This window comes from Cytobacillus spongiae (genome assembly GCF_021390075.1).
Genome location: NZ_CP089997.1, coordinates 2,988,757 through 3,013,617 on the forward strand (window position 1 = coordinate 2,988,757; position 24,861 = coordinate 3,013,617).

Sequence of the window (24,861 nt, forward strand, 5' to 3'; positions counted from 1 at the left end):
GGGATCTAACTAAATGACTCCTTCTCAAAGACGAACAATGACTTTTTTAAGGTTAAAAAAGTCATTGTTCGTTCCATTGCGCTTTGGTGTCTCAGCCTTTCCTCTATTTCCCTTAGTAGTCGAGTTTCTTCCACTCTATTCCACTATTTTATTACATTTGTTTTCCGAACAAACAAAAATACCCGAACTAGTATAAGGAGACAACTCCTTTTAGTTCGGATATTCCATTGACTGAAATCCTTATGTCCCAGCCTCTTTTATATTGTTGTTATTTTTCGTCCTTCACTCGAGAAATTTTAATGTTCCCTAATAGCTCTGTAACTACATGGCTAGCCATAATTAACCCAGCAACAGAGGGAACGAAGGCATTTGATGATGGTGGCATTTTTGCCTTACGAATTTTCGCATCATCTTTCCCTACCTCTTTACGAACATCCTCACGAATGACAATTGGACTTTCATCCGAGAAAACAACTGGTATTCCCTTTCTAATGCCTTCTTTTCTTAACCGAGTTCGAATTACCTTAGCCAAAGGATCAGTATGGGTTTTCGAAATATCAGCAATTTGAAATCGAGTTGGGTCCATTTTATTAGCTGCTCCCATACTAGAAATCATTGGGATTTTTCGATTTAAGCATTCTTTCATCAGATGAATTTTATATGAAATGGTATCAGAGGCATCAATCACATAATCTAGGCCATATTCAAAAATTTGTTCATACGTTTCCTCTGTATAGAACATCTTAAGAGCAATCACATCACACTCAGGGTTAATATCCATTATTCTTTCTTTCATTATTTCTACCTTGGGACGACCTACCGTTGAGAGTAGAGCAATAACTTGGCGGTTAACATTTGTGATATCAACGTCATCCTTATCAATTAATATTAGTCGTCCTACCCCTGATCGTGCGAGGGCTTCTGCAGCGAATGAACCGACGCCGCCAATCCCTAATACTGCCACAGTACTATTCTTCATTTGATCTAAGCCTTCTTTACCAATGGCAAGCTCATTTCTTGAAAATTGGTGTAGCATCTATGAATCAACTCCATTGAAATAGTATAAAATGGGATAAATCTTCTTCTATATGTTTTACCCGTAATCGAATATATCATACTTTCATATAAAAACAAGTATATCGATAGGAATTAAGGATATTAATAGGTACAAAAATAAAAAACCCAAGCCATTAGCTTAGGTTTTTACATTAGTTAGTAAAGGAAGAGCCCCAATTGTGCCGTAGCTTCTTGATCCTACGTTTTGAACCCGCTCTCAGCAGGTGGGTGTTCTGCTCCAAGCGTTTGTAAGTCCTTCATCCAAAGGCATTTACGCTACTTGAAAACTCCGAACTCCCGTAGTTTGAAATGTTCGGTCAAAACTAAAGGTTACCCAACGAACACATCAGGACTCTTTTTTAATTGGTTTTATCATAGCATAAATAAGCTTGGGTTTCAAGGAATCTAGGCTATGACAAAAGAAGGATTAACTACATCTTGTGATAATCCATCTCCCCATTCTCATTATCCTTTAGCAGCGCTTTGCTTTAACGAAAGGTGTAACTCATCTAGCTGTGCTTCGCTAACACTTCCAGGGGCATCTGTTAATAAACAACTTGCACTTGCTGTTTTAGGAAATGCAATCGTATCACGTAGATTGCTGCTGCCTGCTAGAAGCATTACTAGTCTATCTAGACCTAAAGCGATTCCTCCATGTGGTGGTGTTCCGTATTCAAATGCCTCTAATAAGAATCCAAACTGTTCCATAGCTTCTTCTTTAGAAAAGCCTAAAATACTGAACATCTTTTCTTGTACGTGTCTTTCAAAAATACGAAGAGATCCACCGCCTAGCTCATATCCGTTTAAAACTAAGTCATATGCTTGTGCTCTTACTTTTTCAGGAGCTGAATCAAGTAATTCAAAATCCTCTCTCACAGGCATCGTAAATGGGTGATGTGCCGCAAAATATCGACCAGCTTCTTCGTCATACTCAAGCAATGGCCAATCAGTTACCCATAGGAAGTTAAATTTACTTAGATCAATTAGCTGTAGCTCTTTTCCAAGCTTCATGCGTAGTGCTCCTAACGCATCTGCTACAACGGAAGTCTTATCTGCTACAAATAACAATAGATCGCCTGCTTCTACTGATAAAGCAGCATATAGAGCTTGTTGATCTTCCTCAGAAATAAACTTCGAGATCGGACCTTTTAATCCATCCTCTTCTGCTTTTAACCAAGCTAATCCTTTTGCACCATATCGAGCAACAAACTCTGTTAAGGCATCGATATCTTTTCGCGAGTATTTACTTGCACCGTCATTTACATTAATTGCTTTCACTTGGCCACCAGTTGCAACAGCACTTGCAAACACTTTAAAGCTTGAATCTTTTACTATTTCCGATAAGTCAACTAACTCCATCCCAAACCGAGTATCTGGTTTGTCAGAACCGAAACGAGCCATTGCTTCATGATATGGCATTCTTGGAAATGGTAATGTGACGTCAAGATCCTTAACATCCTTCATTACTTTTTGAACCATATTTTCCATTAGGCTCATAATGTCTTCCTGACTCATAAAGCTCATTTCAATATCGACTTGCGTAAATTCCGGCTGACGGTCTGCTCGTAAGTCCTCATCACGGAAACAGCGTGCAATTTGGTAATAACGCTCAAATCCACCGACCATTAGGAGCTGTTTAAAGATTTGCGGCGATTGTGGCAAAGCATAAAATTCCCCTTCATGTACGCGACTTGGAACTAAATAATCTCGTGCACCCTCTGGAGTACTTTTTGTTAGAATAGGTGTTTCTACGTCTAAGAAGCCTTCTCCATCAAGGAAATCCCTCATCGCCTTTGTCACTTGATGACGCATTTTAAATGTGTCAAACATAACAGAGCGTCTTAAGTCTAAGTAACGATATTTCAAGCGGACATCCTCAGATACATCCGTTTGGTCAGCAATTACAAAAGGAGGTGTTTTTGCCTCATTTATAATAGTCACTTGCTCTGCTTGAACTTCAATCTTCCCTGTTTTTAAATTGTTGTTTACTGTTCCTTCTTCTCTTGCTATCACTGTACCGACAATATCTAATACAAATTCATTTCGTACTTTCTCAGCAATAGCTAATGCTTCAGTTGAAACATCTGGGTTGAAGACTATTTGAACAATTCCAGTTCGGTCACGAAGGTCGATAAATATCAACCCACCTAAATCTCTTCGTTTTTGAACCCAACCCTTTAAAGTTACTTTTTCACCGATTGTCTTTTCCGTTACTTCACCACAATAATAGGTTCTCCCAAACATTGAAATCCTCCTCTAGTTACCTAGTTCTTTAAATTGTTCAATAAAACGATCTAATGCCAACTCTGTTTGTTCTCCTGTAGCCATTGCTTTGACATTAATTTTATTTGCCTGTAATTCATCTTCCCCTAAGATGGCCACATATTTAGCATTCAATCGATCCGCTGCTTTAAACTGCGCTTTAAACTTACGGTCTAAATAATCTCGCTCAGCAGTATAGCCTGCAGTTCTTAATTGATGTAACAGCTTTACTGTGTAATCTTTAGCTGATTCACCTAATGAGACAAAATAGCAATCAATCCCTTGGTTCACATTGATTTCGACACTTTCGGCTTCTAGGGCAGCGATAAAGCGCTCAATGCTTAGTGCAAATCCAATCCCTGGCGTTTCAGGACCACCCATTTCTTCTACTAGGCCGTTATAACGACCTCCTCCACATAGAGTTGTTATAGCCCCAAAGCCCTCAGCATCACTCATTATTTCAAATGCTGTATGGTTGTAGTAATCTAATCCCCTTACTAAATTCGGATCAACTTCAAAAGGGATTTCTAATTCTGACAGATACGTTTGAACTTTTTCAAAATATTGCTTAGACTCATCATTTAAATAATCAATGATTGAAGGAGCAGATGCCATTAATTCATGCTCTCGATCCTTCTTGCAGTCTAGAATTCTCATTGGATTTTTTTCTAAACGACTCTGACAATCTGAACAAAATTCACCAATTCTAGGCTCAAAATGTTGGATTAAAGCCTCTCTGTGTGCTTTTCGACTTTCCTTATCTCCTAGACTATTGATGATTAGCTTCAGCTTCTTTAAACCCATTGAACGATAAATGGACATGGCTAGTGAAATCACTTCTGCATCAATTGCAGGGTCTGCACTTCCTAATGTTTCTACTCCGAACTGAACAAATTGACGAAAACGTCCAGCTTGTGGTCGTTCGTAACGGAACATTGGCCCCATATAATAGAGCTTTACTGGTTGGTTGGGGTCTCCAAACATTTTATTTTCTACAAAAGAGCGAACAGTTGAGGCAGTTCCTTCTGGTCGAAGTGTTAAGTCACGATCCCCGCGGTCTTTAAAGGTATACATTTCTTTTTGAACGATGTCTGTTGTATCCCCTACACTTCTTAAAAATAATTCTGTGTGTTCAAAGATAGGTGTACGAATTTCACGGTACTGATACCTTTCGCAAATCTCCCTTGCATTCTTTTCAATTTGCTGCCATTTTTCTACTTCACCTGGAAGGATATCTTGTGTTCCTCTTGGAATGCGAATCGACATCTCACACTTCCTCCTTACGATTATTCATTTATGTAGTTACATGATAGAGGGGGTTGTGGTGGTAGCTGTTTATTTATGCAGGTTTCAAAGGAAGATTAACCGCTTGATACCAGAATAAAATAGCTATAAAGAATACAAAAAAACTCCCATCCCTTGTATCGAAATACAAGGGACGAGAGTTATTATTCCCGTGGTGCCACCCTAGTTGAAGGCGCTTAAATGAACGCACTTCCGCTTTGACAGTTAACGCCTGCTAACGTTCTAACCTACTAAAGGGATTTCCTTTTTCAGAAAGAAACCTACGGAGTGTTCATTCATTAAGGCAATATGCAGAAACACTTTCAGCCTAAGGTGCTTCCTCTCTTTTCACTTGAATCTTAATTACTGTTCTCCATCATCGGTAAAAATTATGTCATTTTGTTTATATAATAATACGTAGCATTGTTTCTATTGTCAAGTGGAGATTTCAATTGCGTTCAATATGTTTCTTTAGTTTACGTACATCTCTCATTGTTAAGCCAAATTCTGATGCAAGTTCAACCATATTTGAGCTTTGTTCCTTTTGGATAAAATCATGAAAATCGACTCCGAAAAGTTTATTCTCTCCAGCTTGAATAGACATTCCTTTTTCACTAAATCTCATTGTGATCACCTTTCGTTCCATCATCTAGTTCAGTTATCTATTCTTTCCCAAACGGAGTAAAAACTTTCACGAAACATAGAAAATATCAAAATCCATTGTTGCGGGCAGGAAATAAAAGTTTAAAATAGAATTTGTTTACTTTGTAGAAAACATAGAGGGTTAACTAGATACGAAAAAAGGAGGAAATGAATTGCTTGCTAGAAGAATACTCATCATGTCTTTATGTTTAATCCTTTTTATTGGAGGATACACCCCTATACAGATCGCTTCTGCAGCTAGTCAAACGATCACCATTTCTACTAGCTCATTGAATGTTAGAGAGGGACCTGGTTTAAGCTACCGCGTAATCGAAAAGGTTTCGAAAGGACAAACATTTACATATTCTAAGGAAGATGGAGATTGGATTCAAATTAATCTACCAGGCTCGAAAAAAGGGTGGGTTGCCAATTGGTTAATAACGAAAAACGCGTCATCTGGCTCCTCAAACCATTCAACCTTAGGATCTCAAGCGACTGTATTAACAGATGGTCTTAGAATTAGGAAAGGACCTGGAACTGGATTTCAAGTAATAGGTTCCCTCAACAAGGGACAAGCAGTCGATACGATAGATAAGAACGAAAACTGGATAAAAATAAATGGAAGTTTTGGCGAAGGCTGGGTTTCTGCTGATTTTATTCAATCAGCGTCTGTCTCAACACCCTCTCCCAAGAAAAATCCTTCTGCAACAACGAAAGGAATGGCTACGGTTGAAAATTTAAATGTACGTACTGAACCTAGCCTGAATGCTCGAATTGTCGGAAAGCTGGGGAAGGGCGAATCGGTCTCAATCCTTTCATTTCAAAGGGATTGGGTTAAAATTGACTATAAGGGAGCCTCTGCATGGGTTAGCAGCCAGTTTATCCAAACAAAAGTAGATCCACCTTCGAGCTCTGCACCACAGACTCCTGCAGCTAGTGTGATCGGCACCGTAACAGCAACAGCACTATCCGTTCGTAGTACGGGATCATTGAACGGGAAAATATTGGGGTCTGTTCAAAAAGGGACATCCTTTCAAATTATTGAAGAAGTAAATAACTGGGCAAAAATAGAGTATAAGAAAGACTCCTACGGATGGGTTGCTGGCTGGTTTTTAAGTAAGTCTACATCAAAAGAACCAACAAAGGAACAAACCGTTAAGGAAAGTGCGGTCACGATCTTATACAACGGGACAAACATTAGAAAAGGCCCTAATGTTCAAACCTCTGTTGTAAAAAGAGCGAATGCGGGAGATCAGTTTGAAGTGCTGAGCCTAAGTAATAATTGGTACCAAATAAAGCTTGCCGACGGATCTAAAGCATATGTAGCGGGTTGGATTGTGTCTGTTAGTGGTCCAGCACCACAGATTGAAAAACTAGGAGCAGAAAAATATTTAAAAGATGTTACTATTGTGCTAGATCCTGGCCATGGAGGTCGTGATGGTGGTACAGAAGGGGCTAGAGGAACCCTTGAAAAGGGAGTCACTCTTCGGACAACAACGCTTCTCTATGATAAGCTAAAAGCTTCTGGCGCAAATGTTATCCTAACCCGCAATAATGATACTTATATCTCTTTGCGCTCTAGAGTAAGCACGGCTGAATATCATAATGCAGATGCGTTTATTAGTATCCATTATGATAGCATTAATGATCGAAGTGTTCGTGGAATGACTGCATATTACTACCATACGTATCAAAAGCAACTGGCTACTTCCGTCTTCTCAGCGACTGTTGCCAAAGCGAAGTTAAAAGATAGAGGAGTCCGTCAAGGAGACTACCATGTACTTAGAGAAAACAACCAAAAAGCCGTATTGCTAGAGCTTGGCTATTTGAGTAATCCAACAGAAGAGATGCTCATTAATTCAAGTCAGTTTCAGGAATCCGTCGCAACAGGAATCTTCCAAGGACTAGCCCAATTCTTTAAAGCAAATTAAAGAGACACCGCTCCAACAGAGAGAAGTTTGGAGCGGTGTCTTTTGTATGGGGTGTATCTAGTTACTAAATGGCTGGATTATTGAATACATAGTGGCAATGGAGCAGAGGACTCTTGACTCTTGCGGGATGCAGAGGAAAAGTCAAGCCCTAACAGGCGAACGCCGATGAGGTTTGACTTCCTCCCCTCGAAAAGCAAGTGTCCGGAGTAAAATGGAACGAACTAAGTGATTGAATACAAGTTAATTCATTAACAACGCACATGAAAACAACCTCATTAAAGAAAAAACAGCCCCCAAAAGGACTGTTCACTTACTTTCAATTATTAACGTAACTGGGCCGTCATTCACAATCTGAACATCCATCATCGCTCCGAATGTACCGGTATCTACCTTTAACCCTTTTTCTAAAAGCAGTGCATTAAATTTTTGATAGATTCCTTCTGCATGCTCAGGTCTAGCAGCTTCCATAAAGTTCGGACGTCTCCCTTTACGGCAATCTCCATACAAAGTAAACTGAGAAACAGACAGAACCTCTCCTTCAACATCTAGTAAAGAATGATTCATTTTTCCGTTCTCATCCTCAAATACACGTAGATTGGCAATTTTATCGGCCAAAAAAGCTGCATCTGCCTCCGTATCGTCATGGGTTACACCTACTAGTAGCACGAATCCTTTAGTAATTTGGCCCACAACAGCACCGTCAACCGTCACACTTGCTTCTTTACTTCTTTGAACAACTACACGCATATGATAACTCCTTAATTCATCATTCGGCGAACTGCATAGATATCTGGTATTTGCTTAATCCGATCGGCCACCTTTTGGAGATGATTTACATTTAAGATCGATATCGACATCGTAATCGTTGCCATTTTGTTCCGATCAGAGCGACCAGAAACAGCTGAAATATTGGTTTTCGTTTCATTCACTGCCTGAAGCACTTCATTTAACAAGCCTCTTCGATCATAACCTGTTATTTCAATATCTACATTGTATTCCTTGCGGTTATTAAGTGCTGTTTCCCACTCTACCGGAATTAGGCGCGCCCTCGCCTCATCTTGATCGATATTCGTACAGTCATCACGATGGACTGAAACGCCTCTTCCCTTTGTAATAAAGCCGACTATTTCATCTCCAGGAATCGGATTACAGCATCTCGATAATCGGATTAATAGGTTATCAATTCCAGAGACACGAACTCCTGATTCACGCTTTTTTGTAGAAGGAAAGCTTTTCAATTCAGATACTGCATTTACAATATCTGCTTCTTGTTCACGATCGCGCATTTTTCGCCATTTTTCGGTTAAACGGTTAGCAACTTGAAGAGCAGTTATGCCATTATAACCCACAGCTGCAAACATATCTTCTTCGTTTGCAAAATTAAACTTTTCACAAATTCTCTTTACATTATCCGGGTTTAAGATTTCTTTTATATCAAAATCCATGCTTCGGATTTCTTTTTCAATAAGTTCTTTCCCTTTTTCTACATTTTCTTCTTTACGTTGTTTCTTAAAGAATTGGCGAATTTTATTTTTTGCCTGTGAAGTTTGTGCGAGCTTCAACCAATCCTTACTAGGTCCATACGAATGCTTTGAGGTTAAAATTTCAACAATATCACCTGTTTTGAGCTGATAGTCTAATGTCACCATTTTCCCATTAACTTTGGCACCAATTGTTTTATTCCCAATTTCTGAGTGAATTCGATAGGAGAAATCAATCGGAACAGAACCTGAAGGAAGCTCGATTACATCTCCTTTTGGAGTAAACACGAACACCATATCAGAAAAAAGATCAAACTTCAATGATTCCATAAACTCCTCAGCATTTGCTGAATCGTCCTGAAATTCTAATATTTCTCTAAACCATGAGAGCTTCGTCTCCAACGATGCCCCTGGGTCTACTTGTTTGCCCTCTTTATATGCCCAGTGAGCGGCTACTCCAAATTCAGCTATGCGGTGCATGTCTGAAGTACGAATTTGAACTTCTAGAGGATCGCCTTTAGGTCCTATAACCGTCGTGTGAAGGGATTGATACATATTTGGCTTTGGCATAGCAATATAATCTTTAAAACGTCCAGGCATAGGCTTCCAGCACGTATGAATAATCCCAAGTACGGCATAGCAATCCTTAATGCTATTGACTATAATTCTTACAGCTAATAGATCATATATTTCATTAAACTGCTTGTTTTGAAGCGCCATTTTTCGATAAATGCTATAAATGTGCTTTGGACGCCCAGAAATATCGGAACGAATCGAAACCTCATTCATTCTTTGCTTCATTTCGTCAACGACTTCATCGAGATATTGCTCTCTCTCCGCTCGCTTTTTCTTCATTAGGTTTACGATTCGATAGTATTGCTGTGGGTTTAAATAGCGTAAAGAAGTATCTTCAAGCTCCCACTTAATCTTTGAAATCCCTAAGCGATGGGCTAATGGAGCGAATATTTCTAGTGTTTCATTGGATATTCGGCGTTGCTTTTCCGCAGGTAAATGCTTAAGGGTACGCATATTATGAAGGCGGTCAGCGAGCTTGATGAGAATGACACGAATATCCTGCGCCATGGCAACAAACATTTTTCGATGATTTTCTGCTTGCTGCTCTTCTTTTGATTTATATTTAATTTTTCCTAGCTTTGTCACGCCATCGACAAGCATAGCCACTTCGTTGTTAAAGGCATCTTCAATATCAGTAAGTGATATATCAGTATCCTCAACAACATCATGGAGAAATCCTGCAGAAACCGTAAAAGGGTCCATTTCTAAGTCAGCCAAAATCCCGGCAACTTGTATCGGATGGATAATGTACGGTTCTCCAGATTTTCGATATTGTTCACGATGAGCATGCTTGGCATATTCATAAGCTTGTTGAACAAACTGAACATCCTCTTCGCTTAAATATTTTCTCGTTTTGTCGATGACTTGCTCGGCGGTCAACACTTGATCATTCGCCATAGAATCACCTTTATATGTTAGTCGTATAGTACTTTTTTTAAATGAAATTAATAAATCTTGAATGAATCTAAAAAAAAGAAAAAAATAAATGATTGTTACTATTATCGAAAAAAATAGAGCATATGTAAAGGGATAGAATGTTATTTTTCTGGCAAAATTAAAAAAAATGTCGAAAATTATAATTGTCAGATTATTGAAAACGTCTTTTGTTTGGGAAAACAGGAAATTCTCGTCTTAATCCCCACCATTTAACTACCTTCTTCTCTTTTATGAGTATTCGTTTACTATTCATAGTATTTCTATTATATAAGGATATTTTCGCAATAGATTGTTTAACAAAACTCTTCAACTACCTGCATTACTCGGTGAAGAAATTAAGTCTACCACATCATGTAAGAAGCAACTGCTTTTTTAAATCACTATATGTTCATTTATCAAGCTTAATATAAAAGAGGCTGGGACATAACTATATGTCTCCTTCTCAAAGACGAACAATGACTTTTTTAAAAATATTTAGGTCATAAATACAAGTTCGTTCCACATGGGCTGCAGACACTCGCTTTCCACGGGGATGAACCTGAGCCTCCTCGCTGCGCTTCGGGGTCTCAGCCTTTCCTCTATTTCCCTTAGTAGTCGAGTGTCTTCCGCTCCATTCCACTATATTTTATAACTTTGTTTTCCGAACAAACAAAAATACCCGAACTATTAAAAGGAGATAACTCCTGATAGTTCGGATATACCATTGACTGAAATACGTATGTTCCAGCCTCCTAATTTTTAGTATTTCATTAATGTTAGAATGTCATAACCACCGATTTTGCTTCGGCCATCTAGATAAGACAATTCGATTAAAAATGCAATCCCAGCTACAACGCCTCCTAGCTCTTCAACTAGTTTGATTGTTGCTTCGATTGTTCCACCTGTTGCAAGCAGATCATCTGTAATTAAAACTCTTTGACCAGGCTTGATCGCATCTTGGTGAATGGTTAATACATCTTTCCCATATTCTAGACCGTAGTCTACTTTAATAGTTTGACGCGGCAACTTACCTTCTTTACGAACTGGAGCAAAGCCTACTCCTAAAGAATAAGCTACTGGACATCCGATGATAAACCCGCGAGCCTCTGGTCCGACCACAAGGTCAATATCCTTTTCACGTGCATAATTCACGATTTGGTCTGTTGCATATTTATATGCATCACCATTATCCATTAGCGTCGTAATGTCTTTAAATTTAATTCCTGGTTTCGGCCAATCCTCGACAATTGTTATATATTGTTTTAAATCCATTCCTTCATTTCCTCCTCAATCATAACAGACCCTTGAATATGCTGATCGAACCAGTTTTTTAATTGCTGAAACGACGAGTAAAGCAATTCATTCTCAAGAGCATATTGTGCTTGCTTTCTTTGATATGTGGGTGAAGCATTTAAATCCTTCTTTGAAGCTGATGTATCTAAGGATATGATTCCATTGCTTATTTTAACAAAATCTAATTCAAAAAACACCTTTGACATAAAGTCGATTGTCTCTCTTGACCATCCTTTGTGTTTCGCAAGATCATCGCCATATCGTTTGAGGTCAAACGGTGATTTTTTTGCTAAAAAGGCATAGAACCATTTAAAGTGATCTCTAGTTGGTATCGTGCTGAAGAAATCACTTTCTTCTTTATAAAAATGTGTGTAAATTCTTGTAGGCTTCTTATTCGCCACCAATTGTTTCAAGACATCTTCTGATGAAGGTAAGTCAACAAGAATGACTGATTGATGATCAATTATCATCGCTCTTGCTTCATCTATTGTTTCTATCAATACAAGTTCTTCTTTAAGAAGATTTTGCAATGGTTGATAATTCTCTTTATTAAAAATAACCCAAATCGTTTCATTTTTGGGAATCATATCTTTAAATTTCCCCAGCTGTTTCATTCCGCGATAGTCAAAAAGCTGCCATTCTTTTACCGTTAAATCATGAAGAAATAATTGCGGCTTCCGAATGTTATTCCATTCATTAATTGAGAGCTCGCCCACAACCGACAGCTTCGAAAATGGCGAAATATGATCGCATAGATGACCTAGTCCAAAGCCGACTCCATCAAGGGTAGCCCCATTTGCTGAAAGCGTTACTTTCAAATGTGTTTGATTTGAACCAATTTTTCGAATCGTTGATAAATGAGTATCATTTATTATTATTCGTGGTTTTGGATTATTCATTCCATACGGAGCAAGCATTTGTAATTCCTCTAATGCAGATAAGTGAATGTCCTCTAATGCAAATTGACCATCCACATCCGTTACTGGAATGAAGTCATTCTCGTTTAGTTGCTCTTTTGCAAGATCATTAAGGCGGCTCCTTAGCTCGTCCACATCATCCAGTTTGAGAGTCATCCCAGCTGCCATTGGATGTCCACCGAAATGAGGAAGGATATCACGGCATGTTGATAGATTTTTAAATAGATCAAAGCCAGCAATACTACGAGCAGACCCTTTTGCTTGATTTTTTTCTTCATCAAAGCTAAGTACAATTATTGGCCTGTAGTATTTTTCCACCAATCTTGAAGCAACAATTCCAATCACACCTGCGTTCCATCCAACTTTACCGATGACTAATACAGGGTGCTCTGAAGCTGGATACTTCTCTTCCACCTCTTGAATAGCTTCCTCGGCAATTTTACTCACGATGTCCTGTCTTTCTTTGTTTAGGCCATCTATCTCTTCTGCAAGTGTCTCTGCTTCATATGGGTCATCAGTCAGTAGTAAATGAACAGCAGGATCCGCACTTTCCAAACGACCCACCGCATTAATTCTTGGAGCAACTAAGAAACCAATTGTTTCTTCGTCTATCTTGTCCATCTCTACCTTTGTTTGTTTAAACAAAGCTTTAAGCCCGATATTGTTTGTTGTTCTTAATTTTTTCAAACCGCGTTTAGCAATTAATCGGTTTTCTCCAGTTAATGAAACGAGGTCAGCAATGGTACCAATTACGGCAATCTCCAATAAATGCTCGGGTACTTTTCCATATAGTGCATGAGAAAGCTTAAATGCTACCCCTACACCAGCGAGCTCTTTAAACGGATAGGAGCTACCTTCAAGCTTTGGGTGAATGATCGCCAAAGCTTCTGGCAACATGGGACCTGGCTCATGATGGTCTGTAATGATCAGGTCAACCCCAAGATCTTTTGCTACGTTTGCTTCGTGTAATGCAGATATACCTGTATCAACCGTAATAATCAGTTGTATTCCACTTTCTGCAGCGTAAGTGAAGGCTGCTTCATTTGGGCCATATCCTTCTGTAAACCGATTAGGTATATAAAATTGAACATTCGCTCCTAGGTCTGTAAGTGTTTTCATCATAACAGTGGTACTTGTTACACCATCTGCATCATAGTCTCCAAAAATCATAATAGGCTCTTGCTTTTCGATCGCCTCTTTAATTCGCGCAACTGCATGATCCATTCCAGTTAGTAAAAAAGGATCATGGAAATCAAGTTGGTTGTCAAACAAAAAATACCGTGCTTCTTCAACGGTATCTATTCCGCGATTCACAAGTAACGATGCAACAAGAGGCGTGATGTTTAATTCTGCAACGAGTTTATCGACTGTCTCAGTATTCGATTGTCGAACATTCCATCGTGTTCTTGATTTTAACATACGGTCACCCCTCAGCTTTTCTATTATACAAGAGGGGGGACCGCGTTTCAATGAAAGAAATCGCCAATCCAAAACTTTCATGATTTGTTCTCAATAGCCTCTGAATCGCGCTTATTCTCTCTTTCCTGCCCGAACTGGTGCTTTCTTCGCACTCCGATTGACCGGATTGTCCCTTTCCTGACCGTACACGCTCTCTCTTCGAACTCGGATTGACGTGATCCCCTCTTTCCTGTCCGAAAAAGCTCTATCTTCCGGCTCGGATTCCCATACTGCCCGACTATCCGAACTCTTGCTTAATGTAATCAAAAAAACCCGTAACTCATCCTTTAGGATATGTTACGGGGTGTAAAGTTAATGAATATCTTCAACAACAGGTTCTTCTACTTTTTTATCTGTTTTATCTTGATTTTTATACGTCATTAATTCTGTTTGGAGTGCAGCGTTCTCTTTGGATAGTGCTCTCACTCTTCGCTGCAAGACAAATAATCGAAAAAGTCCAACTGAACCAATGATGATGCCCCCCATAAAAACAGAGCTTAAGATTACGAGAATTAATGGCCATTCACTTTCGCCAAATAAGTAATTTACAGATACTGAATCTACATTTATTACGGCAAAGATTGCTACGATTAGTGCAAAGAATATACCGAATAATAAAGTCCATTGCGATCTCATTGCATTCTCCCCTTCCCTAGTACTTAGTCTTTTTACACCTCATCTGGATGGTATGGATTAATGTGAACAAATACATTTTGAACGTTGCTTTCTTCTAGCAGTCTTTCTTTAACTTTTTTACCGATATGATGACCTTCTTCTACAGTAATGTGAGGATCCACCGAAATTTTCAAGTCAATGATTACATAGTGTCCGTGCTCTCTTGCATGAAGCGTATCAATCCTCAGTACGTTTGGTACGGACTCAATAATTTCTCTAAGTTCAATCGTATCCTCATCATGGAGAACATGGTCCATCGTGTTATGAATTGATTCTTTCCCTAATTTCCACGCCATGTGGATGACTAAGAGAGCAACAAATAATCCAGCAACAGGATCGGCATATTCCAGCCATCCAATCCCTAGCTTTCCACCTATCACTGCACTCCCTATGCCTACTAGCGCTGCGATTGAGGAATAGACATCTGACCTATGTTCATAAGCATTTACTATTAAGGCTTCACTATTTAGCTGCTTCCCGAGCTGGTACTTATATCGGAACATCGCCTCTTTTACAATAATAGACACAACGACCGCCACAATCGCAATTGTTTTTGGTGCTTCAATTGGATGGAAAAAAGCTTCAATCGAGCTTTTACCAATTTCAACTCCTACAAGTAATAATAAGACTGCTACGATAATTGCTGCTATAAGCTCAGCTTTTCCATGTCCATATGGGTGATCATCATCTGGTGGCTGCTTTGCAGCTTTCAATCCAACATATACAGCAAAGGAACCAGCCACATCTGATGCTGAATGAACCGCATCTGCTACTAATGCTCGACTATTTGCATATATTCCTATTCCCCATTTTAAAATCGCTAAAACGATGTTTCCTACGATCCCGATTATCGCCGCAAATTCAGCTTTTTTAAAACGTTCATGATTTTCCAATCATTCTACTTCCTTCCATTCTTATCTAATAATAGTGTACCTAAAAGTTAGCTTTTTCGAAATCATTTCCTTTTATTTTTTCAGAAGAGGCTTCTGAATACTCATAAAAAAAGAAAAACCGTAGAAAAATCTACGGTTTATACTTGAGGCTCGTCTGAAGAGACGCGCTTTTCCTTATAGGTTTTAATAACACCTTTCTTCTTTAGCTCTTTGCCTTTAAACAATAGCCATAATTGAGAGGCAATAAATAGGGAGGAGTATGTCCCTGCTATTAACCCAACTAATAAAGCAAATGAAAAGTTTGTGATCGACTCACTTCCGAAAATTAATAATGCGATTACGGTGAAGACTACCGTGATCACTGTATTAATCGATCTTCCTAACGTTTGACGTAAGCTCTTGTTTACGACCTCAACAATATCATCGAAAGATTTAAGACGCTTTTTCTTGCGCATATTTTCGCGTATGCGGTCAAAGGTAACAATCGTATCATTGATTGAATAACCGACAATTGTTAATACAGCAGCAATAAAGGTTAAGTCTACCTCAAGTCTCGTAAGGCTGAAAAGTGCAATGATAAAGAATGCATCATGCATTAATGCGACAACGGCAGCAATTGCCATGTACATTTCAAATCGTAAAGTAACATAGAGGATAATCCCTAATGAAGCAATTGCTACAGCAATTACAGCATTTTTAGCAAGCTCTTTTCCTACAGTCGGTGAAACGGTGCTAACATTTGGGGCACTGCCAAATTTTTCAGCAAAATGAGTTTTCACCTCTGCAATCTCATCTTTGGATAAGACATCTTTGAATCGAGCAACTCCGATTTCTTTGTTATTTCCTGAAATCACGATGTCATCTGTTTCTAATTCTAGATGTGCCAGCTCGGTTTTCATCTGTTCAACTGTAATTGGTTTTTCTGAAAGCTGTTCTACTCGAGTACCTGCTGCAAAGTCTATTCCTAAATTCAAACGGAATACGGCTAGAATAATTAATCCTGCACCAATTAATACACCTGAGAATATAAAGAATTTCTTACGATGCTTCACAAAATCGACTTTCTCGAATTTGGTCGGAAGATCTAATGTATCATAATTCTCGGCAATGTCTTTAATTTCAGATGGCTTCACGCCAAACCAGCCTGGCTTTTTATTGAACCATTTACTGTTTACCAGCAAGCTTAACAATAATCTTGAGCCAAATACGGCTGTGATAAAGCTAGTTAAAATGCTGACAATCAGCATAGTGGCAAACCCTTTTACAGAGCTTGTCCCATATAAGAATAAGACAATACCTGCTAGAATGGTTGTAATATTCGCATCAAAGATGGTAGAGAACGAGTTTTTACTACCCGCTTGGAAAGCAGAGCGAATAGACTTTCCAACCTTCATTTCTTCCTTAATCCGTTCATACGTAATAATGTTCGCGTCAACGGCCATCCCTACTCCTAGAATTAAGGCAGCAATTCCTGGAAGTGTTAATACTCCATTCATCCAATCAAAAACGAGTAAAATGATATAAATATACGCACTTAATGTGACAGTCGCCACTAAACCAGGAAGGCGATAGTACCCAAGCATGAATAAGAAAATAACGAGTACACCAATTAGCCCAGCGAAAACGGTCTTCTCCATAGCTTGCTCACCAAATTTTGCGCCCACTGAGGTCGAATACATCTCTTCAAGCTCAACTGGCAATGCCCCCGCATTTAGAAGGGATGATAATGTTTTCGCTTCTTCAATTGTAAAGCTTCCCACAATTGACACCGTATCTTGGTTGAAAATTTGGCTAACCGTCGGAGCGGATAAATATTTTGGATTCTCTTTAGCTGATTCTGCTTTAAATGAATCCTTTCCCTCCTCAAAATCAAGCCAAATGATAAGTAGATTATTTGGAGCCATATTAACAATTTGCTCAGTTACTTCTTTAAACTTCTTTGCACTCTTTAATTGTAGTGAAACACTTGGCTGACCTTTATCATCAAAGACCTGCTTTGCTCCTCCTTCAACTAGGTCACTTCCTGACATTAACTCATTATCATTTACATCACGAAATGATAAATTCGCCTCTGTCGATAAAATTTCGCGTGCTTGGTTTTGATTATCAACACCTGCTAGCTGAACGCGAATGCGGTCGTCTCCTTCAATTTGAATGTTCGGCTCACTAACACCAAGAACATTGGTCCGTTTGTCTAATGCCTCTGCTGTACTTGCTAGAATCTCTTTATTGATTTTTTGATCATCTTCTGGCTTCACTTGATAAAGAATTTCGAAGCCACCTTGAAGATCAAGACCTAGCTTAATATTTTTCAAGATGTCTTTTGTCGTTACTCCTATTGTACTTCCAATCAATATTACAATAAGGAAGAAAGCAACGAGTCTACTGCGTTTTACCATTATGTATAAGTCCTCCTTAATTCGAGCCACAAAAGCTTGGCTCTTAGCCATCATAAAGCTAGTTACCTAAAGCAAATTGAGTTCATCGAGCAAACATCAGCCCATCTATGATTTCTGGACTTGCGCAACATATTAATTATGAGACAGATTGAAAAAGCTGTCAATTTAATCCTCTAAAAACACCCCAGCAAAAAAATGGAAAAAATATATTATTTTAGAAGAGCATCACGGTCCTCTTTATTATCGAAAGAAAAATCAGATAATTTAAACGCTTCAATTGTGGCGTAGTTCATATATTCACCAATTCTAAGACCTAAAATATCTTGAACCAATTCGTACATTCGAATATCAAGCTTCGGCTTACGCCATTTTTTGTGTGTTAGAAAATTCCAAAGTTCCCTCTCTGAAATTCTTCCATATCCTAACATGTGGAATTCTTCTACTTTGCTCTTTAATGCTGGTTGAAGTTCGTTGCGAAAATGTTCGTATTCATGGCTGATTTTCATACAGCCACCTCCTCAATGATCGTTTTCTTTAATAAAAGACCATGCTTGAAATTCCAACTTACACAGCCAATAGAAAAAACTAAAGATAACTTGTCATGCTTTGTCCACTGTCTTGCATATAGTTATTGTATATGATTACACGTATTTTGAGAAGGCAGGGACTAGGATGTCTAAATTTTTACGAGGTACATTGATCTTATTACTAGCAGGCCTTGTCACCAGGGTGTTGGGATTTATTAACCGAATTGTAATTGCCCGCTTTATTGGTGAAGAAGGTGTTGGACTCTATATGATGGCATTTCCTACACTGATCCTCGTTATCACGATTACTCAGCTAGGACTACCAGTAGCCATTTCCAAAAACGTGGCAGAAGCCGAAGCACAGGGAGATTATAAGAAAATTAAAAAGATATTAGTTGTTTCTTTAGCAACAACTATCACTCTGTCTCTCATATTTACACCTGCTCTCATCCTGCTTGCACCCTATTTATCTGAAACCTTATTTACTGACCCACGTACTCGACTGCCTTTACTGGCTATCGCACCTATTGTGCCGATTATCGCTATTTCCTCTGTTATTCGCGGCTATTTCCAAGGGCGACAAAATATGAAACCTGCCGCCTATTCACAGGTATTAGAGCAAATTGTGCGGATTACGTTAATCGCTGTTTTAACAAAGGCCTTTTTGCCATATGGAGTCGAATATGCAGCTGCTGCTGCTATGTTTGCCTCAGTCATCGGAGAGCTCGTATCGTTAATTTATATGATTACAGCCTTCAAATTAAAGAAACGGTTCAAACTTAGAAAGCAATTTTTCTCCTATGTTCATTCGGGAAAACAGACATTTAGTGAATTAATGAGTGTAGGAATACCTACTCTTGGAAGTCGTATGATTGGTTCTGTGTCATGGTTTTTCGAACCGATTGTCGTTTCTCATAGTTTGGCACTTGCAGGAGTAGCGGCTGTGACAGCAACAAAGCAATATGGGGCTCTTACAGGGTATGCGATGCCGTTATTATTACTTCCTTCATTTGTGACTTACTCTTTATCTACCTCACTCGTTCCAGCTATTAGTGAGGCAAATTCGAAAAATGACATGAGGCTTATTGAATATCGACTTCAGCAAGCGCTTCGGTTTGCTTTTATGACTGGAGGTCTGTCAGTTGTCGTGTTATACGTGCTAGCAGATCCATTAATGGAGGTTATGTACGGATCAACAACTGGAGCTATTTTCGTCAAGCTAATGGCACCGTTTTTTATCTTTTATTATTATCAGGGACCACTTCAAGCTACACTTCAAGCCTTAAACTTAGCCCGTGCCGCTATGATTAACAGTTTAATTGGAGCGATCTTTAAAACAGCCGTTATCTTTATTTTAGCTAGTCAACCGACTTTTGGCATTAAAGGAGCAGCTTTAGGAATTGTCGTAGGAACAGTTGCCGTCACAATTCTTCATTTTGCTACCGTTTTAAAGACTATTTCTTTTTCCTTCTATGTTCGAGATTATGTGAAAACGTTTACTGCCATGCTAGTATCAGGTTATGGGGGATCCTCGCTGTATCATCATCTACCGAACGAGATGATGCTTGCTCTTAAGGTGCTCCTTATTACAATTGTTATTTCCTTCCTTTACGGGATTTTACTCATACTTCTTCGCTTGGTGCAGAAGCATGAAATCAAACGAATTCCATACGTTGGTCATTTTTTATCTAGGTTTGTATTTGCTTAACTATTTTAAAGGCTGGGACATAACTAAATGACTCTTTCTCAAAAAGACGAACAATGACTTTAAAAAGTTAGGTTGTAAAAACAAGTTCGTTCCATTGCGCTACAGACATTCAATTTCTACGGGGAGGATTCTGATTCTCCTCGCTGCGCTTTGGGGTCTCAGTCTTTCCTCTATTTCCACTAGTAGTCGAGTGTCTTCCAGTCCATTCCACTATTTTCAAAAAATTCGTTTTCCGAACAAATAAAAATACCCGAACTAGTAAAAGGAGATAACTCCTGATCGTTCGGATATATTATTGACTGAAATACTTATGTCCCAGCCTCTATATTTTATCTATAGATTTCCCCTTCCCCCCTGCTGATCAAATCATGCGATGTTGAAGAAAATCTACATTTCATCTTTTAAATCAACATAAAATTCCCCGTCCTGATAGCTACAGAAGGAAATTGCCTTCAGGTCTTTATATCCTCTTTTACGTAGCTCTTGACGCAACCAAAGGTTGGTTTTATCCAGTTTATTTAAGTTTTCTTCTAATATATCTCCGTCAATCACCAATGGAAGGGTAATGCCTCCATCCGTTTCGTTTGTTTCAAATACAGAAAGCTTCCCGGAGGACTCTAAAATGGCGAATTCTACGTCAGCAATGTTTCGGATTTGTTTTTCCCTTAATTGCAGCAGCAGGTCGTCCATATTGTAACGCTGCTTTCTCATCTCATGTTCATCGATTTTTCCTTTATTAATGATAATACTCGGCTGCCCGTCAATCATATCCCGTAATTTCTTATTTTTTAATGAAAAGTAGGCAAGAATAATTTGTGTAATCATAATGATAAACATCGGAAGCACCGTCTTAATAAATTGGTCCTGAGGGTTTTCAATCGCTACTACAGCCAATTCTGCTATCATGATAAAGACGACCAAATCCAGTACACTTAATTCCCCAATCTCTCGCTTGCCCATCAGCCGAAAAATTAAAACAATGATCGCGTAAAGTACAATCGTTCGTAAAATAATGACTAAATACTCCTCCACGAAAGCTCCCCCTTTTCTACTATTTTTTCCAATTCCTATAGAAACATAATGTGAAGGTTCTTCTAGTATTGTTTTATTTTTCCACCAAAAAAGCCCATGAATGTCAGGCTCTATACAAAGTCCCCTAGATAGCGGAAATAGATGTAAATGGTTGATATTAACAACGAAAAAATGACAATCGGAAAACCTATAAACAGAAATTCTCTAAATTGAATTTGTACCTTTTCCTTTGAAGCGAGTCCTGCAATTACTAAATTTGAAGACGAACCAAGCAGTGTACCATTACCCCCTAAACAAGCGCCAAGAGATAAGGACCACCATAATGGGTCGATATTTACCATCCCAAACTCCTTAAACTCTTGAATAATAGGAATCATCGCTGCAACAAAAGGAATGTTATCAATGAAGCCTGAAAGAATGCCAGTAGACCATAGGATAAAGATGGATGTCGTTTTCATATCTCCTTCTGTTACATAGATAATCTTCCTTGCGAGTTCGTCAATAAACCCAGCTTCTTCTAGTCCACCTACGAGTAAGAACAAACCAACAAAGAAGAATAGAGTTCCCCATTCCACCTCTTTTAAAATATCGTCTGTATCATAAATTGGTTCAGTTAAAAATAGAAGCAGCAATGCTCCTGCTAGAGCAATGGTTGTTAGATCGACATGCAGAAATGGATAACACACAAATCCAACTGTGGTACATAACAAAACAGCAATCGATTGAATCAGAGCGCCATTTTTCTTTATATAGGTGCTTGGCTTGATTGTTTTCAATAAAAGCTGTTTATCAGGTGCAACTTGGAGCTCCTTTCGATACAAATAGGCTAGCACGAGTAGAACAAATAGAAAGACAATGATAACGACAGGCGTTAAATTTACAAGAAAAGCATTAAATGTTAAATGCTTAACGGCCTGACCAATCATCATATTCGGTGGGTCTCCTATTAAAGTAGCTGTTCCACCGATATTACATGCAAGTATCATGCTAATTAGATAAGGAACAGGAGGGAGGTCTAATAATTTTGTTAACGTAAATAGAATGGGAACAAGAAGCATGGCAATCGTTACATTTGCTAGAAATGCAGAACCTACAGCTGCTAATAAGGAGAAAACAACCAAAAGGGAAAACCCCTGCCCGTTCACTATTTGCGCTAAGTAAATCGCTGTGTATTCAAACATCCCGGTTTTGCTACATATGTTAACGATAATCATCATCGAAAATAATAGAGCGATCGTATTCCAATCGATATGATGGAATAATGCTGCTTCTATGTCATATAAACCGACAAACAGCATACAGACTCCCCCAATTCCAGCTGCTAGGGCTCGGTTCATTTTTTCTGACATAATGACAAGATAGGACACAATAAATATGATTAAGATGAGTAAAGGTGACATAGTAGACCTCTCCTTATAATGATGCAAGTTAGGCTTTTTCTGGGTTCCTTATACATTAGAAAATAAACCTCTCTATCCATCATATGAAGCTAGTCCGATAAAATATTTATATTCTATTTTTTTATTTTCATGAATATGCTTGTACTAACAAGCTTGCCTTAGGCTAGTTATGCATTTAACTGCTGTTTTACTCACATGTCATTCACTCCGCTTGATGGAATCAGATCCCATTCACACTAATCAAAATGGCTAAAACAGTCTTTAAAAACAGATAGGATTAACTAGCTTAGGAAGTATGGAAAGGGAGAGTGTCATAATGGAAGAGTCAAAAAATATGGGAAGTGCGATTCTCTATGGAATCATCACAATTTTCTTGTTTGCCATTGTCAGCAGTCTTATTTTTTCATTAATCCTACGTTTTACAGCAACTGAAGAAGCTTCACTACAATTTATTATCACAACGGTTTCATTTATTGGCTTGTTTGCAGGTGGGTTTATTGCTGGAGGAAAAGGGAAACAAAAAGGCTGGCTAATTGGAGGATTAACCGGACTAGCTTATTCATTAGTCATCTTCTTATTTCAATTCCTTGGTCATGATTCCCTCTTCAACATGGAGCAGATGGTTTATCATGTATGCTATATGCTTATTGCCATGATGGGCGGGATTTTAGGAGTAAATATGACCTCTAATTCTCAAAGAAATGCATAACCATGCCTATTAGAATGGTAAACAAAAGCGGAAGTGCCTTGATCAGGCTAACAGTTTAGAATAGATGGCCCATTCTAAATTCGCTTATGACCTATGGGTAGCTAGACGGTGGAGAGCTGAATGTCGAAGTACTTATCAACAATTGAAAAATTACTACTTTCTTAAGCAATAAAAAAGAAGCGATGAATCTTCATTCTCGCTTCTTTTTGTATTAGTTTTGTGTTTCGGATGCTGCTACAACTTCACGTATTGCTGAACGATCGTATGTAAGACGGCTTCCATCGCCACATTTAATCACTACTTTCCCTTCATCCAATGCATCAACAAATCCATGAAGGCCTCCGATTGTTACAATCTTATCACCTTTTTTTAGATCGCTTTGCATTTGCTGAACCGCTTTTTGGCGCTTCTGCTGTGGACGAATAAGCAAGAAGTAGAAAAGAACAAACATTAATAATAATGGTCCTAATGTACCTAATAACTCCATTTGTTTCCCCCCTTTCTATAGTAATTAGAAGTTTTTCGCATTCGGCTTATTAAAGCCATAGCGCTCAAAAAATTCTTCTCTAAAGTCACCTAAACGATCTTCACGGATCGCTTGTCTGACTTGTTCCATTAATTTTAACAGAAAATATAGATTATGATAAGTTGTAAGTCGAATTCCGAATGTTTCATCACATTTGATAAGATGTCTGATGTATGCACGGCTATAATTTCGACATGTGTAGCAATCACAATTTTCATCAATTGGGCCAAAATCTTTTGCAAACTTTGCATTTTTCACGACTAATCGACCATTGCTTGTCATCAGTGTCCCATTTCGTGCAATTCTTGTTGGTAAGACACAATCAAACATATCAATTCCACGGATCGCTCCATCAATTAACGAATCCGGTGAACCAACACCCATTAAATATCTAGGTTTATTAGTTGGAAGAAGTGGTGTGGTAAAGTCAAGAACCCGATTCATGACATCCTTCGGCTCTCCAACTGATAGTCCACCAACTGCATATCCAGGGAAATCCATTGAAACGAGATCCTTCGCACTTTGTTTACGAAGCTCCTCAAATTCCCCCCCTTGAACGATTCCAAATAATCCTTGATCATTTGGACGTTTATGCGCCTCTAAGCATCTTTCAGCCCATCTTGATGTACGTTCAACAGACTTTTCCATGTATTCATATGTTGCTGGAAATGGAGGACACTCATCAAATGCCATCATAATATCGGAGCCTAGAGAATTTTGAATTTCCATCGCTTTTTCTGGAGAAAGAAATAGCTTATCCCCATTTAGATGATTACGGAAGTGTACTCCTTCTTCCTCGATTTTCCGGAATTCACTTAAACTGAACACTTGGAATCCGCCTGAATCAGTAAGGATTGCACGGTCCCAGTTCATAAATTTATGAAGCCCACCTGCTTCTTCTACAATTTCATGTCCTGGACGAAGCCAAAGATGATACGTATTACTTAAAATAATTCCTGCGCCCATTTGTACGAGTTCCTCTGGAGACATCGTTTTTACAGTTGCTAATGTGCCTACTGGCATAAACACAGGTGTTTCAAAGGATCCATGAGGAGTATGTACACGACCAAGACGTGCACCCGTTTGCTTACAAGTTTTTATTAATTCATAACGAATAGCTGTCAATTTGACTATTCTCCTTCCAAATCATTCTTTCTTCGTTGTCATGAAAAAGCAT

The 24,861-nt window shown here is 38.6% G+C and carries 19 protein-coding genes, 1 other RNA gene and 1 other annotated feature; of the genes, 3 read left to right on the plus strand and 17 right to left on the minus strand.

Features of this window, described 5'->3' with window-relative positions; genetic code table 11:
- Positions 1 to 268: 268 nt before the first annotated feature.
- The 5 genes from LS684_RS15195 to LS684_RS15215 all read right to left on the minus strand — a co-directional run bounded on the left by LS684_RS15195 (position 269) and on the right by LS684_RS15215 (position 5,227).
- Entirely contained in the window at positions 269 to 1,036 is a 768-nt protein-coding gene (locus LS684_RS15195) for a tRNA threonylcarbamoyladenosine dehydratase (RefSeq protein WP_233807169.1), read from the minus strand.
- A 186-nt stretch (positions 1,037 to 1,222) separates the two neighbouring features.
- Positions 1,223 to 1,412: non-coding RNA, 6S RNA (gene ssrS / locus LS684_RS15200), on the minus strand.
- A 109-nt stretch (positions 1,413 to 1,521) separates the two neighbouring features.
- Complete coding sequence (aspS, locus tag LS684_RS15205) at positions 1,522 to 3,300, minus strand: aspartate--tRNA ligase (protein WP_233807171.1); 1,779 nt, start codon at positions 3,298 to 3,300, stop codon at positions 1,522 to 1,524.
- A 12-nt stretch (positions 3,301 to 3,312) separates the two neighbouring features.
- Entirely contained in the window at positions 3,313 to 4,584 is a 1,272-nt protein-coding gene (gene hisS / locus LS684_RS15210) for a histidine--tRNA ligase (RefSeq protein ID WP_233807173.1), read from the minus strand.
- Positions 4,585 to 4,749: 165 nt separating this feature from the next.
- Positions 4,750 to 4,991, minus strand: a binding site (T-box leader).
- 59 nt (positions 4,992 to 5,050) lie between these two features.
- Positions 5,051 to 5,227: a hypothetical protein gene (locus LS684_RS15215; protein WP_233807174.1), complete on the minus strand. Its 177-nt coding sequence runs from the start codon at positions 5,225 to 5,227 to the stop codon at positions 5,051 to 5,053.
- A gap of 190 nt (positions 5,228 to 5,417) precedes the next feature.
- On the opposite strand from LS684_RS15215, the gene LS684_RS15220 reads away from it, so the two are divergent.
- Positions 5,418 to 7,175 carry an N-acetylmuramoyl-L-alanine amidase family protein gene (locus tag LS684_RS15220; RefSeq protein WP_233807176.1) on the plus strand — a complete coding sequence of 586 codons (1,758 nt, stop codon included), beginning with the start codon at positions 5,418 to 5,420 and terminating at the stop codon, positions 7,173 to 7,175.
- 306 nt (positions 7,176 to 7,481) lie between these two features.
- On the opposite strand, the gene dtd is transcribed toward LS684_RS15220, so the two are convergent.
- The 8 genes from dtd to LS684_RS15260 form a co-directional block, all read right to left on the minus strand.
- Positions 7,482 to 7,922: a D-aminoacyl-tRNA deacylase gene (dtd, locus tag LS684_RS15225; protein ID WP_233807177.1), complete on the minus strand. Its 441-nt coding sequence runs from the start codon at positions 7,920 to 7,922 to the stop codon at positions 7,482 to 7,484.
- Between the two features lie 11 nt (positions 7,923 to 7,933).
- Positions 7,934 to 10,129, minus strand: a complete 2,196-nt coding sequence (locus LS684_RS15230) for a RelA/SpoT family protein (RefSeq protein ID WP_233807179.1) — start codon at positions 10,127 to 10,129, stop codon at positions 7,934 to 7,936.
- A 777-nt stretch (positions 10,130 to 10,906) separates the two neighbouring features.
- Complete coding sequence (locus LS684_RS15235) at positions 10,907 to 11,419, minus strand: adenine phosphoribosyltransferase (RefSeq protein WP_233807181.1); 513 nt, start codon at positions 11,417 to 11,419, stop codon at positions 10,907 to 10,909.
- A complete protein-coding gene (gene recJ / locus LS684_RS15240) occupies positions 11,410 to 13,776 on the minus strand; it encodes a single-stranded-DNA-specific exonuclease RecJ (RefSeq protein ID WP_233807183.1) in 2,367 nt (788 codons plus the stop codon). Before recJ ends, LS684_RS15235 begins: the two co-directional genes overlap by 10 nt.
- Before the next feature lie 351 nt (positions 13,777 to 14,127).
- The gene (locus LS684_RS15245; protein ID WP_233807185.1) at positions 14,128 to 14,451 is read right to left on the minus strand and encodes a LapA family protein; all 324 of its coding nucleotides are present in this window, start codon (positions 14,449 to 14,451) and stop codon (positions 14,128 to 14,130) included.
- Positions 14,452 to 14,483: 32 nt separating this feature from the next.
- The gene (locus LS684_RS15250) at positions 14,484 to 15,383 is read right to left on the minus strand and encodes a cation diffusion facilitator family transporter (RefSeq protein WP_233807187.1); all 900 of its coding nucleotides are present in this window, start codon (positions 15,381 to 15,383) and stop codon (positions 14,484 to 14,486) included.
- A gap of 137 nt (positions 15,384 to 15,520) precedes the next feature.
- The gene (gene secDF / locus LS684_RS15255; RefSeq protein ID WP_233807189.1) at positions 15,521 to 17,782 is read right to left on the minus strand and encodes a protein translocase subunit SecDF; all 2,262 of its coding nucleotides are present in this window, start codon (positions 17,780 to 17,782) and stop codon (positions 15,521 to 15,523) included.
- 209 nt (positions 17,783 to 17,991) lie between these two features.
- Positions 17,992 to 18,288 (minus strand): post-transcriptional regulator, encoded by a 297-nt coding sequence (locus tag LS684_RS15260; RefSeq protein ID WP_233807191.1) that lies wholly within the window; start codon positions 18,286 to 18,288, stop codon positions 17,992 to 17,994.
- Positions 18,289 to 18,454: 166 nt separating this feature from the next.
- Here LS684_RS15260 and spoVB point away from each other — a divergent pair, with 166 nt between their 5' ends.
- Entirely contained in the window at positions 18,455 to 20,017 is a 1,563-nt protein-coding gene (gene spoVB / locus LS684_RS15265) for a stage V sporulation protein B (protein ID WP_233807193.1), read from the plus strand.
- Positions 20,018 to 20,404: 387 nt separating this feature from the next.
- Here spoVB and LS684_RS15270 read toward each other — a convergent pair whose 3' ends face one another.
- Together LS684_RS15270 and LS684_RS15275 are read right to left on the minus strand one after the other, a co-directional pair.
- Positions 20,405 to 21,049, minus strand: a complete 645-nt coding sequence (locus LS684_RS15270; protein WP_233807195.1) for a DUF421 domain-containing protein — start codon at positions 21,047 to 21,049, stop codon at positions 20,405 to 20,407.
- A 110-nt stretch (positions 21,050 to 21,159) separates the two neighbouring features.
- Positions 21,160 to 22,449 carry an ArsB/NhaD family transporter gene (locus tag LS684_RS15275; RefSeq protein WP_233807197.1) on the minus strand — a complete coding sequence of 430 codons (1,290 nt, stop codon included), beginning with the start codon at positions 22,447 to 22,449 and terminating at the stop codon, positions 21,160 to 21,162.
- 316 nt (positions 22,450 to 22,765) lie between these two features.
- Between LS684_RS15275 and LS684_RS15280 the strand changes: the two genes are divergently transcribed.
- The gene (locus LS684_RS15280; RefSeq protein ID WP_233807199.1) at positions 22,766 to 23,158 is read left to right on the plus strand and encodes a TIGR04086 family membrane protein; all 393 of its coding nucleotides are present in this window, start codon (positions 22,766 to 22,768) and stop codon (positions 23,156 to 23,158) included.
- A gap of 211 nt (positions 23,159 to 23,369) precedes the next feature.
- On the opposite strand, the gene yajC is transcribed toward LS684_RS15280, so the two are convergent.
- Together yajC and tgt are read right to left on the minus strand one after the other, a co-directional pair.
- Positions 23,370 to 23,645: a preprotein translocase subunit YajC gene (yajC, locus tag LS684_RS15285; RefSeq protein WP_233807200.1), complete on the minus strand. Its 276-nt coding sequence runs from the start codon at positions 23,643 to 23,645 to the stop codon at positions 23,370 to 23,372.
- Between the two features lie 24 nt (positions 23,646 to 23,669).
- On the minus strand, positions 23,670 to 24,809 hold the full coding sequence (gene tgt, locus LS684_RS15290) for a tRNA guanosine(34) transglycosylase Tgt (RefSeq protein WP_233807201.1): 1,140 nt from the start codon (positions 24,807 to 24,809) through the stop codon (positions 23,670 to 23,672).
- Positions 24,810 to 24,861: the final 52 nt, after the last annotated feature.

Coding starts and splice junctions, on each gene's coding strand:
- recJ (WP_233807183.1), bottom strand. CDS start 13,776: ATGTTAAAATCAAGAACACGATGGAATGTTCGACAATCGAATACTGAG.
- LS684_RS15245 (WP_233807185.1), bottom strand. CDS start 14,451: ATGAGATCGCAATGGACTTTATTATTCGGTATATTCTTTGCACTAATC.
- yajC (WP_233807200.1), bottom strand. CDS start 23,645: ATGGAGTTATTAGGTACATTAGGACCATTATTATTAATGTTTGTTCTT.
- LS684_RS15195 (WP_233807169.1), bottom strand. CDS start 1,036: ATGCTACACCAATTTTCAAGAAATGAGCTTGCCATTGGTAAAGAAGGC.
- LS684_RS15260 (WP_233807191.1), bottom strand. CDS start 18,288: ATGAAAATCAGCCATGAATACGAACATTTTCGCAACGAACTTCAACCA.
- secDF (WP_233807189.1), bottom strand. CDS start 17,782: ATGGTAAAACGCAGTAGACTCGTTGCTTTCTTCCTTATTGTAATATTG.
- LS684_RS15235 (WP_233807181.1), bottom strand. CDS start 11,419: ATGGATTTAAAACAATATATAACAATTGTCGAGGATTGGCCGAAACCA.
- aspS (WP_233807171.1), bottom strand. CDS start 3,300: ATGTTTGGGAGAACCTATTATTGTGGTGAAGTAACGGAAAAGACAATC.
- LS684_RS15230 (WP_233807179.1), bottom strand. CDS start 10,129: ATGGCGAATGATCAAGTGTTGACCGCCGAGCAAGTCATCGACAAAACG.
- LS684_RS15275 (WP_233807197.1), bottom strand. CDS start 22,449: ATGTCACCTTTACTCATCTTAATCATATTTATTGTGTCCTATCTTGTC.
- LS684_RS15280 (WP_233807199.1), top strand. CDS start 22,766: ATGGAAGAGTCAAAAAATATGGGAAGTGCGATTCTCTATGGAATCATC.
- dtd (WP_233807177.1), bottom strand. CDS start 7,922: ATGCGTGTAGTTGTTCAAAGAAGTAAAGAAGCAAGTGTGACGGTTGAC.
- LS684_RS15215 (WP_233807174.1), bottom strand. CDS start 5,227: ATGAGATTTAGTGAAAAAGGAATGTCTATTCAAGCTGGAGAGAATAAA.
- hisS (WP_233807173.1), bottom strand. CDS start 4,584: ATGTCGATTCGCATTCCAAGAGGAACACAAGATATCCTTCCAGGTGAA.
- spoVB (WP_233807193.1), top strand. CDS start 18,455: ATGTCTAAATTTTTACGAGGTACATTGATCTTATTACTAGCAGGCCTT.